Origin of the sequence: Streptomyces sp. NPDC057486, assembly GCF_042802415.1 — a bacterium.
GTDB lineage: Bacteria > Actinomycetota > Actinomycetes > Streptomycetales > Streptomycetaceae > Streptomyces > Streptomyces yanii.
The window spans coordinates 112860-129113 of sequence record NZ_JBHVEE010000004.1 but is presented as its reverse complement, the minus strand read 5'-3'; the positions used below and the strand labels follow the sequence as shown (position 1 = coordinate 129113).

The following is a 16254-nucleotide window of genomic DNA, read 5'->3' as shown; positions in this document are numbered from 1 at the left end:
GGCCGCACCATGTGGCGTTCCCCCGCAGCGGCGGCGAGAAGGGGTGTGCGACGCCCGGGGCCGAGGGTCGTGCCTCACCTGCCCCCGGAGCCGGTGACGGGCCGGTCCTGCACCTTGGTCCGGTACAGCCACAGCAGTACCGCCACGACCAGAACGGCGACTGCCACTCCCAGTTCCGTGTAGCCGCCGTATCCGGTGATGGAGAAGCCGGTCGCGCCCACCACCAGCACCACGGTGAGGAACCCGGCCAGCGTCCAGGCCAGGGGCACGAAGAACCGGTGCAGTCTGATGGGACGCACGGCGTCCGGACGGTCCTTTCGCAGCAGCGCGAAGCCGGAGACCGCCAGCACATGGACGAGGATGTATCCCAGGTTGCCCGTGACGATGATGGCCAGCGGGGTCTGAAGCACCGTCAGCACGAAGGCATTGAGCACCAGGGCCACCAGCAGCGCCCGGGCCGGCACACCGCGCTTGTTCAGCACCCCCACTTGCCTGATGGTGAGCCCCGCCTTGCCCATCTCGTACAGCACGCGGGAACCGTCCGCGAGACCGGTGATCATGATGAGCAGCAGCGAGGCGACGAGGAAGACCACCATGAGGTCGGAGGCGCCGCCCACCAGGTCCTGGAAGGCTCCGATGAAGAAGGTGGTGGGCTCCTCGCCGATGGCCTTCTCGCCGACGTACCCCGACAGGGTCAGTGGCAGCAGGATGAACACACCGAGGGAGAACAGCACACCGGCGCGCAGGGCCCGGGAGGTGTCGCGCACCGTGTCCTTGTACTCCGGGGCGAAGGTCGCGCACACCTCCACACCGAACGACGTCCACGCCATGACGTACAGCCACACCAGCGCCTCGCGCAGACCCGCGGCGCCGTGCAGATTCCAGTGCAGGCCCTGCGCGCTCCAGTCACCGGAGAACAGCGGCAGGACGATGAACACGGCGAGCGGCACGAGCAGCGCACCGCCGGTGACGTATACGACCCACATGGCGACGTGCAGGCCGATCATCGCCGCGCCGAACAGCAGCAGCATCACGAGCAGGCCCACGGCTATGGGGAAGTCCACCATCACCGGCCCGAACTCCACGCTCCAGTCCTGGCCGGGGAACCACTGGGCCTGGATGAAGGAGCCGATGAGTCCGGAGTAGACGGCGAGGGCCGTCGTCCAGGGAAACCAGTAACCGATGCTCGCGATCGGGCCCACCACGGGCGCCCGCTTCTTCCAGCCCTCGGTCGCGTAGTGCGCGATCCCTCCGGAGGAGTCGGGGAACATCGCGGCCATCTCGGTGTAGATCCAGTTCGTCGCGGTGGCCAGCACCATCGAGGCCGCCCACAGGGCGATCGCACCCCAGGCGCCCAGTCCGCCGATGGAGGCGCCGAGCGAGGCGATGAGCGCCGCCGGCATGGTCAGCGACATCGCGAATCCGTCGAACCAGCTCATCTTTTTCGGCAGTGCCGGGGCGGACGCACCCGTCGATCCCGAGGAGGCCGAAGGGTCCGAGGAGGGCGGGGCTGGGATCTGTGGCTGGGATGACATGGCGTTCCCCTCAGAGTGGGCGCAGACATGACAGTCGATGACGCCTGGTTATAGGGGAGGCGAAAAATGTCTGTCAATACTCATGAAAAAGCAGTGATCAGCTTCCACTTTTGCTCATTCCGCAGTCTTGACAGCCCTTGATTGCCCAGCGAGTCTCCAGTCATCGCAGCGGACCCGGGCCGGCGCGGTCCGGAGCCGATGCGCCCTTTCCCGGTCAGGACAGGACAGAGAGGCCAACGCATGACCACCCCGACCGCCGACCGGCACCAGCTCTTCATCAACGGCACGTACACCGAAGGCACCTCCGGGACCACCCACGAGGTCATCAGCCCCGCGACGGGCGAACTCGTGGGCACCTTCCCGCTGCCCGCGGCCGCCGACGTCGACGCCGCGGTGCGTGCCGCCAACGAGGCGCAGCCTGCCTGGGCCTCGACCAACGTGTGGACCCGTGCCGAGCTCTGCCACCGCATCGGTACCGAACTCGGCAAGCGCGTGGACGAACTCGCCCGCCTCCAGTCCATGGAGCAGGGCAAGCCGCTCGCGGAGTCCGTCGCCGACATCGAGGAGGCGGCCAAGCTCTTCCACCTGCACGCCGAGGACGCCGTACGACTGCACGGCGAGACACTGCCCTCCACCGACAACACCAAGCGGATGTTCACCTTCCAGCGCCCGGTGGGCACTTGGGGCATCATCACGCCGTGGAACTTCCCGCTGCTCATGCTCGCGGAGTTCGTCGCCCCCGGTCTCGCCACCGGCAACGCCCATGTCGTCAAGCCGCCGGCCAACACCCCGCTCACCGTCCTCAAGGCGATGGAGGCGTTCGTTGCCGCCGGACTGCCCGACGGCCTCGTCAACATCGTGCCCGGAGAGGGCGACACCGGCGATGCGCTGGTACGCCACGAGGGCATCCACGCCATCGGGTTCATCGGCTCCACCGCGACCGGCGCGAAGATCCAGTCCGCCGCCGGACTCAAGCGCTCCATCATGGAGTGCTCGGGCAACGGGCCGCTCGTCGTCCTCGCCGACGCCGATGTCGAGGCCGCCGCCAAGGCCGCTGTCGACGGTGCCTATCCCTGCGCCGGACAGGTCTGCTGCGCCACCGAACGCGTCATCGTGCACGCGGACATCCACGACGAGTTCGTCGAGGCCGTGCTCCGCGAGGCCCAGCGCATCACCCTCGGCGACCCGTTCGACCCCAAGACGGTGCTCGGCCCCCTCAACAACGAGGGCGTCGCGGCCAAGATGGACCGCCACATGGCCGACGCCCGCGAGCGCGGCGCACGCATCCTGCTCGGCGGCAAGCGCGCTTCAGGGCACCCCACGGACCTCTACTACGAGTTCACCGTGGTGGACGGGGTGCCCGAGGACAGCCTGCTGTCCCGCGAGGAGTCCTTCGGCCCGGTCGTCCCGATCATCACCGGGCAGGACGAGGACGACCTTCTGCGCATCGCCAACGACGACAAACTGGGCCTCCAGGGTGCCGTCTTCACCCGCAGCATGACCTCCGCCTTCCGCTTCATCGAGGAAATGGCCGTCGGCCAGGTCGTCGTGAACGAGAGCAACAACTGGTGGGACATCAACATGCCTTTCGGTGGCGCCGGCAACCGCTCCACCGGCTGGGGCCGCATCGGCGGCAAGTGGACGCTCATGGACATGACCGACACCCGTACCGGCGTCATCAGTCTCTGAGCTCGCGGCTCGCCCGGACGCCCGCCGACCGGGGCCCCGACACCATCGGGGTCCCGGCCCGCACTGCCCCGCCGAGCCGGCAACGAGGTACCCGCCACATGACCACCGCAGGTCCGCGCCCCACCGACCGTCGCAGCCGACTGTGTGACACCAAGGCCGTCATCGGCCATCGCAACCTGTGGCTGCGCACCTTGGACCGACTCGGCCGCGGCTTCGACTCCTGAGCCGGGCAGGATAGGCCCGTACGACCAAGGATCCGGGCCCGCACATCGTGGCGGACCGTACATGAGAGCCGGAGCAACAGCATGAGCACGCTGGGTGGCAGCCCCCTGGACGACACCGACCGCCAGATCATCGCCGCGCTCCAAGCGGACGGCCGCCGCCCGTACAGTCAGATCGCCGAAGAACTGGACATCCCCGCCTCCTCCGTGCGATACCGCGTCCAGCGCATGGAGGAGAACGGCATCCTCCAGATCGTCGGCATCGCAAACCCGCTCACCATCGGCTTCGACCGGTTCGCCATGGTCGGCATCCGGGTCAGACCGGGCAGTGCGCAGGAGGTCTGCCGACGTCTCCGGGAGCTGCCCGAGACCTCGTACGTCATCATGACGGCAGGCACCTACGACGTGATGGCGGAGGTGATCTGCCGGGACACCGACCACTTCACCGACCTGATGAACCGCAGACTGCATCACATCGACGGAGTCGTCTCGACCGACTCGTTCTTCGTGCTGGAAGTGCACAAGCTGGCGTACGGCTGGGGCGTCGGTGAGGTCGACGCCTCTCTGCTCGACGCCCCGCAACCGCCGCTCAGCGCCGGTCTCGACCAGCGCGCCTGAGCCGCGTCGCGAGCGTCGGCTCGCCTCCATCGGTGTCACCGACACCGTCCACGCCCACGCCCGACGCCGATTCCAGCTCCAAGGCATCGACACCCCCGGCGCCGCACCCGACGCCCCGCCGAACACCGAGACCGGTGGGGTCGTCCGCGGAGAACTGCCGGCCGGCGGCTCCGGTCCGCCGACGTTGCCGTCAACCGCCACGGAACTCGCTGCTTCTCGGAGCCCGGCCCGCTGTCCGGCTCAGGCGGATGCGGGGGCAGGCACAGCGGCCGGCGCCGTCGCCGTCGACTCCCGTACGACCAGGCGCGGACGGATGAGCAGCGAGCGCCCGGCCACCGGCGCCGAGTCGATCCGGGCCCTCAGCTGCTGGAACGTCTCGGCAGCCATCTCCGGAAGCGGCTGGCGGACCGTGGTGAGTGGCGGTTCGAAGAGGTCGGCGAGCAGGATGTCGTCGAAGCCGACCACCGAGACGTCCTGTCCGGCGGTGCGCCCGGCGTCCTTCGCGCCCCGGCAGATCCCGATCGCGCACATGTCGTTGATGGCGACGAACGCGGTGGGCGGACGCGGTCCGGACAGCAGCTCCCGGGCGGCGTTACGGCCCAGCTCGGCGGCGTCCTTGTCGCCGAACTCGGCGGTGTCGGCGCCCGGCCAGACCACCGCGTCGGCCGGGTCGAGCCCCGCGGACTCAAGGGCCGCACGGAAGCCGCGCAGTCGCTCACGACGGTTGACGCTGTTGACCGAGCCGGAGACGAACGCGAGGCGCCGATGGCCCAGTTCGATGAGATGACGCGTGGCGAGCTCGGCGCCCATCGCGTTGTCCACACTGATGCTGGCCAGCGACGGAGGGTCGCCCGCCTGGGCGGTGCGGTCGAAGGCGACCATCTTCAGACCGCGACTGAGCAACGGCGCCACATGGTCGAGAGACGGCAGTGAGGAGCAGAGCACCACTCCGCTCACCCCGTCGGCCAGCAACTCCTCGCCGTACTTGAGTTCACGCGCCGGATCGCGCTCGCTGTTGCAGAGCAGCACGTGGTAGCCCTCGGCGAGCGCGATGGCCTCCAACTCGCGGGCGAGCGCACCCCAGAAGGGGTTGGCCACCGACGGCACGATCAGACCGATGACCTTGATCCGGCCGGTGCGCAGCATCCGTGCCGCACGGTTCGGCCGGTAGCTGAGCTGCTCAATCGCCTGCTCGACACGGGCCAGGGTGGTCGCCTGCATACGGTCCGTACGCCCGTTGAGGACATTCGAGACCGTGCTCGCGGAGACCCCCGCAGCCTCCGCGACCTGATGGATCGTTACCCCGCTCATGCCACCTCCGGTTCGGAACGCGTTCCACCAGACTAGTGTACCGATTTACTGAACTCTCTTCACCGGTACACCTGTTAACTTCCCCGAAAATTCTTGAGCATCAGCTGTTGACGTCCCTCTTGGGGCGTTCCTAGCATCAGTGCATCGATTTACCAGCGCTTCCCAGCCATAGTTGGGATGCCATCGCTGGATCGATCCACAGTCTCCACCTCAAAAGGGGTGTCCCATGGAACTCAAAAGACGGTCGTTGCTTGCTGCCATCGGCGCGGGTACCGCTGCCGCCGCCCTCAGCGGGTGCGGCACCGGCACGTCGACGGCCGACTCCGCCGGCGGTGCCGCTGAGGGTGAGATCACGCTCCTCACCCCGATGTATGAAGGCGCCGACGGCAAGACGCTGTTGGAGAAGGAGATCCTCGGCGGCTTCCGGAAGAAGTACCCGGACGTCAAGGTGAACGTGGACTACACCACGTACGCCCAGCTCAACGAGAAGATCACCACCGGTCTCGCGGGCGGTCTGCTGCCCGACGTGCTGATGATGGGAGTCGGCTGGATCCCGCCGTTCGCGGCCAAGAAGGCGATCGCCGAACTGCCGGAGAAGCTCGCCGCCGCGCACGACTACGAGAAGCGGGTACTGGAGCCGTCCCGGTACGACGGCAAGCTGTACGCGCTGCCGGTCGTCCTCGACACCCGCATCGTCGTCTACCGCAAGGACCACTTCGCCGAGGCCGGCATCAAGAAGACCCCGGCGAACTGGGCCGAGCTGCGTGCCGTGGCCAAGCAGCTCACCAAGAACGGCCGGGTCGGATTCGACCCGTTCTCCATCGATCTGCGCCAGTGCTGGGAGACCTTCCTCTTCGCCAACGGCGGCCAGCTGTTCAGCGCGGACGGCAAGAAGGTGCTGTTCACCGACGGGCGCGGGGTCGAGGCGCTCCAGTTCTTCAAGGACCTCATCAAGGACGGCTCCGCCGACTACGCCAAGAAGACGGAACTCGGGGCCCCGACCAACATACAGACCGGCAAGGCGTCGATGATGATGTCGACCAGCGGGCTGTGGAAGCAGGTCGGCGACCAGGCGCCGGAGCTGCTCGAGGACGACAAGCTCGGGGCGTTCATCCTCGCCAACCGCAAGCCCGCGATGCTCCAGGGCGGCACGCTCGTCACCCAGTCCGCAAGCTCCAAGCACCCCGCGGCGGCCCTCGCGCTCGTCGAGTACCTCGCCTCGCCCGATTCGATCCTCGGCGCTGCCAAGCAGCGCGGTTCGGTGCCCGGCCTGAAGGACCTAAGCGACACCTCGTACGTGAAGGAGAACAAGTTCGTCGAGCTCTCCCTGCAGAGCATGGGCGACGCGTGCTCCGAGGGCGGCACCCCCGCCTGGATGGAGATCCGCGAGAAGATCAAGCCCACGCTGGAGCCCGCGATCGTGGGCAACCAGTCGGCGAAGGACGCCATCGCTGAACTCGGCCGGCTCGCCGAGGCCGCGATCGGCCGGATGTAAGGACCCGTCACAGTGGGAGCTGCATCCGTATTGAAGGCGCGTCCCGCGCCGCCCTCCGCCCCGGACGGACGCGCGGTCGCCAAGAAGCGCACCGGCCGGGCACCGACGGGGCCGGGGCGTCGCAGGCAACGCGCCGGCATGCTGATGGTGGCGCCCGCGCTGCTGCATGCCTCGCTCTGGATCGGCCTGCCGGTCGTCGCATCGGTGGTCCTGGCCTTCACGAAGTACGACGTGCTGACGGCGCCGCAGTTCGTGGGTCTGGACAACTTCAGCGAGATGATGGGCGACACGGTCTTCCGCAAGTCCATCGTCAACACCGTCATCTACACGTTCTTCACGGTGCCGTTCGGCATGCTGCTGGGACTGCTCGTCGCCCTGGCGCTGCACACCGGTCTGAAGGCCCGGGGCATCTACCGCACTGCGGTCTTCCTGCCGCAGGTGACGGCAACCGTCGCGATCGCGCTGGTCTGGCTGTGGATCTACAACCCGGGCAACGGGCTGCTGAACACACTCCTGTCGTTCGTCGGGATCGACGGACCGGCCTGGCTCGCGTCGACCTCATGGGCGATGCCCTCCGTGATCCTGGTCGGGATCTGGCAGGGCATCGGCATGAAGATGCTCATCTACCTGGCCGCGCTGCAGTCCCTGCCGAAGGAGCTGTACGAGGCGGCCTCGGTGGACGGTGCCTCGAAGGTGCGGCAGTTCTTCTCGATCACCGTGCCGCTGCTGAAGCCCGCGACGTTCTTCGTCCTCATCACATCGATGGTCAGCGCGTTCCAGTCCTTCGACCAGATCTACATCCTGACCGACGGCGGTCCCGCCAACAGCACCACGATGATGACGTACGAGATCTACAAGTCCGCCTTCCGGGAGTTCCGCGTCGGCTACGCCTGTGCCCAGTCACTGGTGCTGTTCGTGCTGCTGATGGGCTTCACCCTGGTGAACCGGCGGATCATGGGAGGCACCCGTGGCCACAACTGAGCTCCACGCGCCGAGGGTCGCGGGGAAGTCCCGGCCTCAGCGGAACGACAAGCCGGTCACCCCCGGCCGGATCGCGCTCTACGCGACCCTCACCGTCGTCTCGCTGCTGATGGTGGTGCCGTTCGTCTGGATGGTGCTCACCTCACTCAAGACCCCGGTGGAGATCGCCTCCCAGGACGCCGGGCTGCTGCCGGAACACTGGGAGTTCGGGAACTATGTGGACGCGCTGAAGGCGGCGCCGTTCGCTACGTACGCACGCAACAGCTTCATCATCGCGACCAGTCACACCGTCATCAATGTGGTCGTGGCGTCGATGGCCGGTTACGCGCTGGCGCGGATCAAGTTCCGCGGCAGCGAGGTCATCTTCTACCTCTTCATCGCCGCACTGATGATCCCGACGTACACCAAGGTGCTGCCGGAGTTCCTGATCGTCCGCTTCATGCCGCTGGCCGGCGGGAACGACATCTTCGGCCAGGGCGGCAGCGGCTGGCTGGACTCCTGGTGGGCGCTGATCATTCCCGGTGCCGTCACCCCGTTCGCGGTCTTCCTCTTCCGGCAGTTCTATCTGGACCTTCCGGTGGAACTGGAGGAGGCGGCCAGGCTCGACGGTCTGGGCGAGTTCCGGATCTACGCCCGGATCATGACGCCGCAGGTCAAGCCCGCGCTCACCACGGTGGCGCTGCTGACCTTCGAGTCGTCGTGGAACAACTTCCTCTGGCCGCTGCTGGTGACCCGCACGGACAGTCTGCGGGTGATCCAGGTGGGGCTCTCCGTCTTCAAGACGGAGAACGGTCCCCAGTGGCACTTCCTGATGGCCGGCACCACGCTGGCCACCCTGCCGATGGTCATCCTCTTCCTCATCGGCCAGCGCTACTTCGTGCAGGGCTTCGCGACCGCCGGTCTCAAGTGACCGGATCGGGTCACCGGTGACCGGATCAGGTCCCAGGTCACCGGATCAGGTCCCAGGTCACCGGCTTTCGGCCGAACGGCCGATCTTCGAAAGGTACTTACTCCATGTCTGCTGATCTCAACGGCTACCGCGCACTGGTGACAGGAGCGGGGCACGGCATCGGCCGCGCCATCGCCGTCGCCCTCGCCGGGGCCGGCGCCGATGTCGCCGTCCACTACCACTCCTCCGCCGACGAGGCCGCGAAGACGGTCTCCGCGATCGAGGCTCTGGGCCGCAGGGCGAAGGCGTTCCAGGCCGATGTGACCGTGACGGCGGACGTCGATCGGGTCGTCGAGGAGGCGGCCGGATTCCTCGGCGGCCTGGACGTCCTGGTCTGCAACGCGGGCCATCTGATCGGCCGCGCCACGATCGCCCAAATGACGGACGACCACTTCGACCAGGTGATCTCGACCAACCTGACGTCGACGTTCCGTACCGTGCGGGCCGCACTGCCGCATCTGACGAAGTCCCCCGCCGGGCGCGTCATCACCATGTCGTCGCTGGCCGCGCACAACGGTGGCGGCCCCGGCTCGGTGGCGTACGCGGCGGCCAAGGCCGGTATCCGCGGCTTCACCAAGGGGCTGGCCAAGGAGCTCGGCGGCACCGGGATCACGGTCAACACCGTCGCACCCGGCTTCATCAAGGGCACCGCCTTCCACGACACGTTCACCGCGCCCGAGGCGCAGCAGGCGATGGAGGCAGGCATCCCGGTGGGCCGGGCCGGCACGCCGGAGGATGTCGCAGCGGCCGTCGTCCACCTGGCGTCGCCGTCGTCCGGCTTCCTCACCGCCACCACGGTGGACATCGACGGTGGCGTATGGCCGCGTTGAGGCGGATCGCGCGGGAGCGCGGCGGCTGGTGGCACGCGTACGTCTGCCCGGCGCACGGGGTCGAGCTCGATCACGGTGATCTGCTCTCCGGGGTCTTCCCGGACGGCGGTGCGCGCTGCTCGTACGGCTGCCGGGTGGACGACGAGGCGGTGCGCGGCGCCTGGCTGGTGCTGTCGCACCAGGCGTGGGCGCGGCATCTGCGGGTGCTCGCCCACCGGGGCGAGCGGGCGGAGGCGGTGGCGCGGCTCGTCGAGTACGCCGGTCTGTACGCGGAGCTCGCCACCGAGCGGCACGGCGAGGCGCAGACCTGGATGCTGCGCGGCCGGCTCTTCCACCAGGCCCTGACCGATGCCATCTGGGCGGTCGGCATCGGGCACACCGTCATCACGCTCGCCGAGGAGTCCACGGACGGTCTGGGCGCGGTGCTGCCGCTCCTCGACGATCTGGAACGGGCCGCGCTGGACGCCCGGGATGTGCTGACCGGCCAGGGGCATCTCGCTTCCAACTACACCGCGTGGCTCAACGCCGCCGGTGTGGCGGCGAGTCGTGGTGCCGCCGCGGCGCGCGGCGAGGAATGGGACGGCGCGAAGGTGTGGCTCGACGGCGAGCACGGGCTGTACGCGCATCTGCGCGTCGCGGTCGCCGACGACGGCTGGGAGTGGGAGGGCAGTACCTACTACCACGGGTTCGTACTGCGGGCCGCGCTGCTGGCGCTGCGCTCGACCGACCCGGCGGCCGTTCCGTCCGACGTGATCGGCGTGCTGACCGGGATGACGGATGTACTGGCGGCGATCGCCACGCCGGGCGGCATCCTTCCCGCACTGCACGACGGACCTTATCTGCGTCGCCCTCTCGCCCTGGAGTGGCTCGAACTTGTCGCGCTGGCACAGCAGTTGGTTCCGTCCCCTGCCCTGGATGCGGTGGCGGAGCGGGCCCGGGCCGAGCTCGGCGCACACGACGACGGGCTGGACCGGGAACTGGGCGGCTGGTTCATGGGCCCGCCGCTGCCGGTACGCCCCGCGGCCGGTCCGGTCACGGTGTTCGGCGAGGCCGGATATGCAGTGCTGCACGGTGCGGGGATCCACGCACTGCTGGACTTCGGTCCGCACGGCGGCTCGCACGGCCATCGCGACAAGCTGTCGCTTTATCTCTACGGTGACACCACTCCATGGCAGCCCGATCCCGGCCAAGTTCCCTATGCACATGCGGAGTTCCGCGATCTGTACACGTCCACGGAGGCGCATCCCGCCTTCCGGGCGGACCGCGCCGAGCAGGCGGAGTGCACCGGGAAGCTGCTCGCTTCGGACGGTTCCTCCGTCACGGCCGAGGTGACCCAGGCGTACGAGGGTGTCCGGGCGGTGCGACGGATCGCGTTCGGCGACAGCTTTCTCGTCGACCTGCTGACGCTGACCGCCGAGGACGCCCGGCAGTTCACCGCGCAGCTGCGCCCCGGCGTCGCGCTCGACATCCAGCTGCAGGGAGTCGGTCCGGTGCGCACCACGTGGTACGGCGACGAGACACTGCACGGCTGGCACACCCACACCGACGGTGTGCCGGTCCGTCCGGTCACCCGGCCGGGACCGGGCCCGGCGGACGATCCGCAACGGATGCGTACCCGCGTCGACTTCACCGCCGACGCGCAGCGGGTCGTGTTCGCCTCGGTGTACCAGGCGTCGTCGGCGGGCCCCGCCGTCACCGACGTACAGCTGGACGCCGACGGACTGACGGTCGGCCTGACCGACGGCAGTACGGCACGGTTCCGGACGGAGGACTGACCCTTGTTGCTCTCGGCGACCCCGCCGCCCGGCCCGCGTCCCGCGCAGGAGGTGCGGTTGTACGAGGAGGCCGCCCGCCACCGCGGGCTGACCCCGCCCCGTACGCATCCCCTGGCCAGCATCACCTGGCTGGGTCCCGCCGCCTCCAACCCGGCGCTGGCCTACCGGGTCGGCGGCGACCGGGCCCACCTGGCGGAGAGCCGTCGCTGGATCGAGGCGGCCGTACGGCTGCCGCACTGGGGCAAGGCCCACATGCCTGACCACGATCTGGACGCCGGCTGGCTGCTGCATCATCTCTCGCTCGCCTACCGGTGGATCGGTGACGATCTGCCGGACGGGGTGCGGGCGCTGCTGCGGTACAAGCTGCTGCTCCAGGGGCGGCGGATGTACGAGTTCGCGGTGGCGGGCGAGGGCGGCTGGTGGTCGTCGTCGTACTGGCAGAACCACAACTGGATCTGCCACGCGGGGCTCGCGACGGCCGGTTATGTGCTGGGCAAGGAGGAATGGACCGAGCGCGCCAAGGACAATCTCGGTACGGTCCTCGATCTGATGCCGGAGGACGGTTCGCACGCCGAGGGCGTCGTCTACTGGCGCTACGGTGTGCCGTTCCTGGCGATCCAACTGGACCTCCTCCAGGAGGCGGAGGGCATCGGCTGGTGGGACCGCGGCGGTTTCCTCTCCCGTACGTTCCGCTACCGGCTGCACCAGACCGCCCCCGGCTTCGCCCGCAATGTCGACCACGGCGACTGCCACGACCGGCGCAGCGGGCACAGCGCGGGCCTGTACTACCGCCTCGCTGCCCAGTACGGCATCCCGGAGGCGCAGTGGATGGGCGATCTGGCGTCGGGCGAACTCCTGTGGAAGGAGGCGTCGGAGAGCGGGGTGCGGCCGGGGATCCTGCCGGAGGCGTACCTCGAATACCTCTGGTACGACCCGTCCGTCCCGGCCGCACGGCCCACCGGGACCCGGGCGTTCTTCCCGGATCTGGGGCTGCTCGCGGCGCGTACCGGATGGGACGACGACGCCACGCTCGTCTCCTTCAAGGCGAGCCCGGGCGGCGGTCACAAGGCGTGGGAGACCTCCGCGAAGCACCGGGCCGAGCGGGGCTGGGAGACGCTCAACCAGGGACACCACCACCCCGACTCGGGTTCGTTCGTGCTGGTGTCGCAGGGCGAATTCCTCGCGGTGGACGAGGGGTACAGCAACCGGAAGCGGGCCGCGCACCACAACCTGCTGCTGGTGGACGGACAGGGTTACGCGGACGAGGACCGCTACCACGTCTACCAGGACATCCCGTTCGAGCGGCAGGCGCGGCAGCGCGATGTGCTCCTCGACGACGACTGCGGCTGGGCGCACGCCACGGCGGAGATCGCCGCGATGTACGACCCGGAGCTCGGGGTGCGGCGGCTCGACCGGACGCTGGTGTTCACCCCGTCGGGGCGGCTGGTGCTCCTGGACCTTGCCGAGGCGGATACGGAGCGGGAGTGGACGTTCCTGCTCCAGACCGACCGGCCGACCGAGCCGCAGCCGGACGGTACACGGCTGATCCGGTCCGGCGCCGCCGTGGCCCGGGTGGGGCAGTTCGCGCCCCACGACGCATCGGTCACCTCGGACGTCACCGAGGTGGAGGCCAATCCGACGTCCAGCACACCGGAGCTGCGTCTCACCCGCACGCTGCACACACTGCGCTCGACGACCGCGCGGACGGTCTCCGGGCTGTTCCTCACCACGATCACGCCCGGTGCATCCGGCCCGGGCGAGCAGGCCGCGTGCCTGGAGGGGCACGGAGTCGCCTTCGACGGCGAAACGGTGCTGCTCTCCCCCGTCGCCCGCCGGATCCGTACCGCCGATGTCGTTGCCGACGCGGCCGCCGTACTGCTCGGCGACGGTGACAGCGCCCCGTACGTGGTCGCGGCCACACGGCTGCGGCTGAACGGCCGCGTGCTCCTCGATGTCGCGGAGCCGTACACAGGAAAGGTCGGCTGATCATGCAGGCAACCCTCTCGGCCCGGAAGCCGCGGGCCGGCACCCTGTCCGGCTGGCCGACACTGCTGCGCCGGCTGGAGTTCGTGGCCTATCCGGCCGCTGCCGGGGCCGCGTTCGCGGTGCTGTCGCTGGGCGTCGTGACCTGGCTGCCCGCGCTCGCCGCGATGGGACACTCTCTCCAGAAGTGGCGCGCGGAGGACGACAGCCGCTGCTTCACCCAGGTGTTCACCGCATTCCCGCAGTACTGGCGCGCGCTGTGGCGGCACTCCCTGGCGTCCACCGCCGCGGCGCTCGTCCTCGCGGCCAACATCGTCCATCTGCTGGGCCGTTCGGAGCCCTGGACGTTCGTGGTGCTCGCCGCGCAGGTGGGCATCGCGGCGGCCGCCGTCATCCACCATGTGGCGCTGGCGGCCGAGGCGGGCCGTACGCCCGGCGGCCGCGTCCGCGACTGGTCGCGCGGTGCGCTGGTGCTCGGCTTCGGCTCGGCCGCCCGTGGCACCGCACTGCTCGGCGCGGTGATCTCCGCCGTGCTGCTCTCCCTCGTCGTACCGCTGGGGCCGCTGCTTCTCGGCCCGAGCATTCCCGTACTGCTCGCTCTGTCCTTCGCCGATCCCAGGAGGAACACCCCATGAGCCGTGTACTACGCACCACTCTCGTCGCCGCGCTCGCCGCGGCAGCTCCACTCGCCTGCCCGCCGCCGTCCGTCGCGGCGGAGGCGGCGACCGCGTACTACGTGTCGCCGTCGGGCAGCGACTCGAACGCGGGCACGTCGGCAGGTGCCCCGCTCGCCACGATCCAGAAGGCCGTGGACCTGGCGCCGACGGGCGCGGTGGTGAACCTCGCTGCCGGTACGTACAAGCAGGACGTGGTGACCAGGCGCTCCGGCGTCACGATCACCGGTCCCTCGACCGCCGTGGTGAAGGGGGCGGGGAACGCCCGGATCATTCAGGTGCAGCACGACTCGACCACGCTGAGGGGGTTCACCGTTGACGGGCTGCACGGGTCGTCCACCGATGTCTCGGGGTACCGCCTCAAGCTCATATATGTCATGAGCACGACTCCGGGCAACGGTGTGGGCGCGCTGCGCATCACCGGCATGACGCTGAAAAATGCCGCCGACGAATGCCTGCGGGTGCGCTACCTCGTCACCGGAGCCGACATCTCGGGCAACACCATCACCCACTGCGGCGTCGCCGACTTCGAGTTCGGCGGCGGTGGCAAGAACGGTGAGGGCATCTACCTCGGCACGGCCCCCGAGCAGCAGGGTGCCAACGGGGCTCCGGACGCCGCCCCCGACATCAGCAAGAACAACCGCATCCACCACAACACCATCGCCACCCAGGGCAATGAGTGCGTCGACGTGAAGGAGAACTCGACCAACAACTACGTGGAGTACAACGACTGCAGCGGTCAGAAGGACCCCAGCTCCGGGGGGCTCGACGCGCGCGGCAGCGGCAACATCTTCCGCTACAACACCATTCACGACAACGTCGGCGCGGGCATCCGGCTCGGCGGCGACACCGCCACGGACGGAATCGACACCAGCGTCTACGGCAACACCATCACCGGCAACGCGGGCGGCGGCATCAAGTTCATGCGCACCCCGCAGGGACCCGTCTGCACCAACAAAATGAGCGGGAACACGGGCGGCGACGCGGTCGGCACCTATGGCAGCGAGTACGCCCCGACGGGTGCGTGCCCCCGGTGACCGGGCGGGGACCCGCGAGACGCGGGGTACTGACGGCAGCTGCGGCAGGGCTCGCCGCGGCGGCCGCGACGGCGCCGGGTGCGCAGGCCGCCGAGGCACCGAGGAGCGGCGCGGGCAGGTCGCGCTGGACGACGTCCTGGGCGACCGCGCAGACCGCGCCGACCGCCACCGACACCGTGGCGAGCGCCGGACTGACCGACGGGACGTTCACCGCCACCGTGCGGCTGTCGGCCGGCGGACAGGTCCGGCTGCGGTACGGGCACGCGTTCGGCACCGTACCCGTCCTGATCGGCCCGGTGACGGCGGGCGGGCAGCCGGTGACGTTCGGCGGACGGCAGCAGGCGTGGGTCGCCGCGGGCGCCTCCCTGACGAGTGATCCGGTCGCCGGTCTCCGTACCCCCGACGGAGCCCGGCTGACCGTGGAGACCCGGCTCCCCGGCCCCACCGGACCGCTCTCCTTCCACCGCAACACGCATGCCTCGCACAGCGTCGACGGAACCCGCACGACCTCCGTGTTCCTGCTGACGGCCGTCGAAGTGACAGGCGCACACGGGCCGGTGATCGCGGTGCTCGGCGACTCCATCGCGGAAGGCGTCGGCACGCCCGACGACGCCGATCTGCGCTGGCCGGACCAGCTGGCGCGACGGCTGCCCGGATCCGCCGTCGCCAATCTCGGCATCAGCGGCAACCGGGTGTTGCTCGACGACGCCCGGTTCGGGCCGGGCGGTCAGGCCCGCTTCGACCGCGATGTGCTGTCGCTGCCGGGGCTGCGCACCGTCCTCGTCCATCTCGGGGTCAACGACCTTCAGCAGCCGCCCAGCCAGACCGACCCTGCACTCATCCTGGCCGGCTACCGACAGCTCGTCCTGCGCGCCCGGAACGCCGGGCTGCGGGCCGTCGGCGCGACCATCACCCCGTTCGAGGGCTGGACCCGCTGGACGCCCGAGCTCGAAGCGGTACGGCAGCAAATCAACGCGGCCGTGCGCACGGGGCGGGTCTTCGACGCCGTCGCCGACTTCGACGCCGCAGTCCGCGATCCGGACCGCCCCTCGCGGATGCTGCCCGCGCACGACAGCGGCGACGGACTGCACCCCAACCCTTCCGGCCATGCGGCGCTCGCCGCGGCCGTCGACCGCCGACACCTCCTGTGAGGGCC

At 69.4% G+C, this 16254-nt stretch carries 14 protein-coding genes; 12 read left to right on the top strand and 2 right to left on the bottom strand.

Going from position 1 to position 16254, the window contains the following annotated elements; translation table 11 throughout:
* Positions 1-74: 74 nt before the first annotated feature.
* Entirely contained in the window at positions 75-1439 is a 1365-nt protein-coding gene (locus ACFU6I_RS04085) for an APC family permease (protein WP_384361199.1), read from the bottom strand.
* A gap of 336 nt (positions 1440-1775) precedes the next feature.
* Between ACFU6I_RS04085 and ACFU6I_RS04080 the strand changes: the two genes are divergently transcribed.
* The 3 genes from ACFU6I_RS04080 (at position 1776) to ACFU6I_RS04070 (ending at position 4063) form a co-directional block, all read left to right on the top strand.
* Positions 1776-3224 (top strand): aldehyde dehydrogenase family protein, encoded by a 1449-nt coding sequence (locus ACFU6I_RS04080; protein ID WP_345517094.1) that lies wholly within the window; start codon positions 1776-1778, stop codon positions 3222-3224.
* Positions 3225-3322: 98 nt separating this feature from the next.
* Positions 3323-3448, top strand: a complete 126-nt coding sequence (locus ACFU6I_RS04075) for a hypothetical protein (protein ID WP_384361195.1) — start codon at positions 3323-3325, stop codon at positions 3446-3448.
* Positions 3449-3529: 81 nt separating this feature from the next.
* Positions 3530-4063 (top strand): Lrp/AsnC family transcriptional regulator, encoded by a 534-nt coding sequence (locus ACFU6I_RS04070; protein WP_384361192.1) that lies wholly within the window; start codon positions 3530-3532, stop codon positions 4061-4063.
* A gap of 240 nt (positions 4064-4303) precedes the next feature.
* Here ACFU6I_RS04070 and ACFU6I_RS04065 read toward each other — a convergent pair whose 3' ends face one another.
* The gene (locus tag ACFU6I_RS04065) at positions 4304-5374 is read right to left on the bottom strand and encodes a LacI family DNA-binding transcriptional regulator (RefSeq protein ID WP_384361189.1); all 1071 of its coding nucleotides are present in this window, start codon (positions 5372-5374) and stop codon (positions 4304-4306) included.
* 226 nt (positions 5375-5600) lie between these two features.
* Here ACFU6I_RS04065 and ACFU6I_RS04060 point away from each other — a divergent pair, with 226 nt between their 5' ends.
* From ACFU6I_RS04060 to ACFU6I_RS04020, 9 genes are all read left to right on the top strand, one after another.
* Positions 5601-6869 (top strand): ABC transporter substrate-binding protein, encoded by a 1269-nt coding sequence (locus tag ACFU6I_RS04060; protein ID WP_384361186.1) that lies wholly within the window; start codon positions 5601-5603, stop codon positions 6867-6869.
* A gap of 12 nt (positions 6870-6881) precedes the next feature.
* Positions 6882-7850 carry a carbohydrate ABC transporter permease gene (locus tag ACFU6I_RS04055; RefSeq protein ID WP_384361183.1) on the top strand — a complete coding sequence of 323 codons (969 nt, stop codon included), beginning with the start codon at positions 6882-6884 and terminating at the stop codon, positions 7848-7850.
* Positions 7837-8760: a carbohydrate ABC transporter permease gene (locus ACFU6I_RS04050; RefSeq protein ID WP_384361180.1), complete on the top strand. Its 924-nt coding sequence runs from the start codon at positions 7837-7839 to the stop codon at positions 8758-8760. The genes ACFU6I_RS04055 and ACFU6I_RS04050 overlap by 14 nt, the downstream gene beginning before the upstream one ends.
* Positions 8761-8864: 104 nt before the next feature.
* On the top strand, positions 8865-9629 hold the full coding sequence (locus ACFU6I_RS04045; RefSeq protein WP_384361177.1) for an SDR family NAD(P)-dependent oxidoreductase: 765 nt from the start codon (positions 8865-8867) through the stop codon (positions 9627-9629).
* Positions 9617-11404 (top strand): heparinase II/III family protein, encoded by a 1788-nt coding sequence (locus tag ACFU6I_RS04040; protein WP_384361174.1) that lies wholly within the window; start codon positions 9617-9619, stop codon positions 11402-11404. Before ACFU6I_RS04045 ends, ACFU6I_RS04040 begins: the two co-directional genes overlap by 13 nt.
* A gap of 3 nt (positions 11405-11407) precedes the next feature.
* Positions 11408-13390 (top strand): hypothetical protein, encoded by a 1983-nt coding sequence (locus tag ACFU6I_RS04035; protein ID WP_384361171.1) that lies wholly within the window; start codon positions 11408-11410, stop codon positions 13388-13390.
* A 2-nt stretch (positions 13391-13392) separates the two neighbouring features.
* Entirely contained in the window at positions 13393-14022 is a 630-nt protein-coding gene (locus ACFU6I_RS04030) for a DUF624 domain-containing protein (protein ID WP_384361168.1), read from the top strand.
* Positions 14019-15098 (top strand): DUF1565 domain-containing protein, encoded by a 1080-nt coding sequence (locus ACFU6I_RS04025; protein WP_384361165.1) that lies wholly within the window; start codon positions 14019-14021, stop codon positions 15096-15098. The genes ACFU6I_RS04030 and ACFU6I_RS04025 overlap by 4 nt, the downstream gene beginning before the upstream one ends.
* Positions 15095-16249, top strand: coding sequence for an SGNH/GDSL hydrolase family protein (locus ACFU6I_RS04020; RefSeq protein ID WP_384361163.1), 1155 nt, complete (start codon positions 15095-15097; stop codon positions 16247-16249). Before ACFU6I_RS04025 ends, ACFU6I_RS04020 begins: the two co-directional genes overlap by 4 nt.
* Positions 16250-16254 lie beyond the last annotated feature (5 nt).

Bases quoted from the DNA above. Each gene is read 5' to 3' on its own strand.
- ACFU6I_RS04085 (WP_384361199.1), bottom strand. From the start codon at position 1,439: ATGAGCTGGTTCGACGGATTCGCGATGTCGCTGACCATGCCGGCGGCG.
- ACFU6I_RS04080 (WP_345517094.1), top strand. From the start codon at position 1,776: ATGACCACCCCGACCGCCGACCGGCACCAGCTCTTCATCAACGGCACG.
- ACFU6I_RS04075 (WP_384361195.1), top strand. From the start codon at position 3,323: ATGACCACCGCAGGTCCGCGCCCCACCGACCGTCGCAGCCGACTGTGT.
- ACFU6I_RS04070 (WP_384361192.1), top strand. From the start codon at position 3,530: ATGAGCACGCTGGGTGGCAGCCCCCTGGACGACACCGACCGCCAGATC.
- ACFU6I_RS04065 (WP_384361189.1), bottom strand. From the start codon at position 5,374: ATGAGCGGGGTAACGATCCATCAGGTCGCGGAGGCTGCGGGGGTCTCC.
- ACFU6I_RS04060 (WP_384361186.1), top strand. From the start codon at position 5,601: ATGGAACTCAAAAGACGGTCGTTGCTTGCTGCCATCGGCGCGGGTACC.
- ACFU6I_RS04045 (WP_384361177.1), top strand. From the start codon at position 8,865: ATGTCTGCTGATCTCAACGGCTACCGCGCACTGGTGACAGGAGCGGGG.
- ACFU6I_RS04040 (WP_384361174.1), top strand. From the start codon at position 9,617: ATGGCCGCGTTGAGGCGGATCGCGCGGGAGCGCGGCGGCTGGTGGCAC.
- ACFU6I_RS04030 (WP_384361168.1), top strand. From the start codon at position 13,393: ATGCAGGCAACCCTCTCGGCCCGGAAGCCGCGGGCCGGCACCCTGTCC.
- ACFU6I_RS04025 (WP_384361165.1), top strand. From the start codon at position 14,019: ATGAGCCGTGTACTACGCACCACTCTCGTCGCCGCGCTCGCCGCGGCA.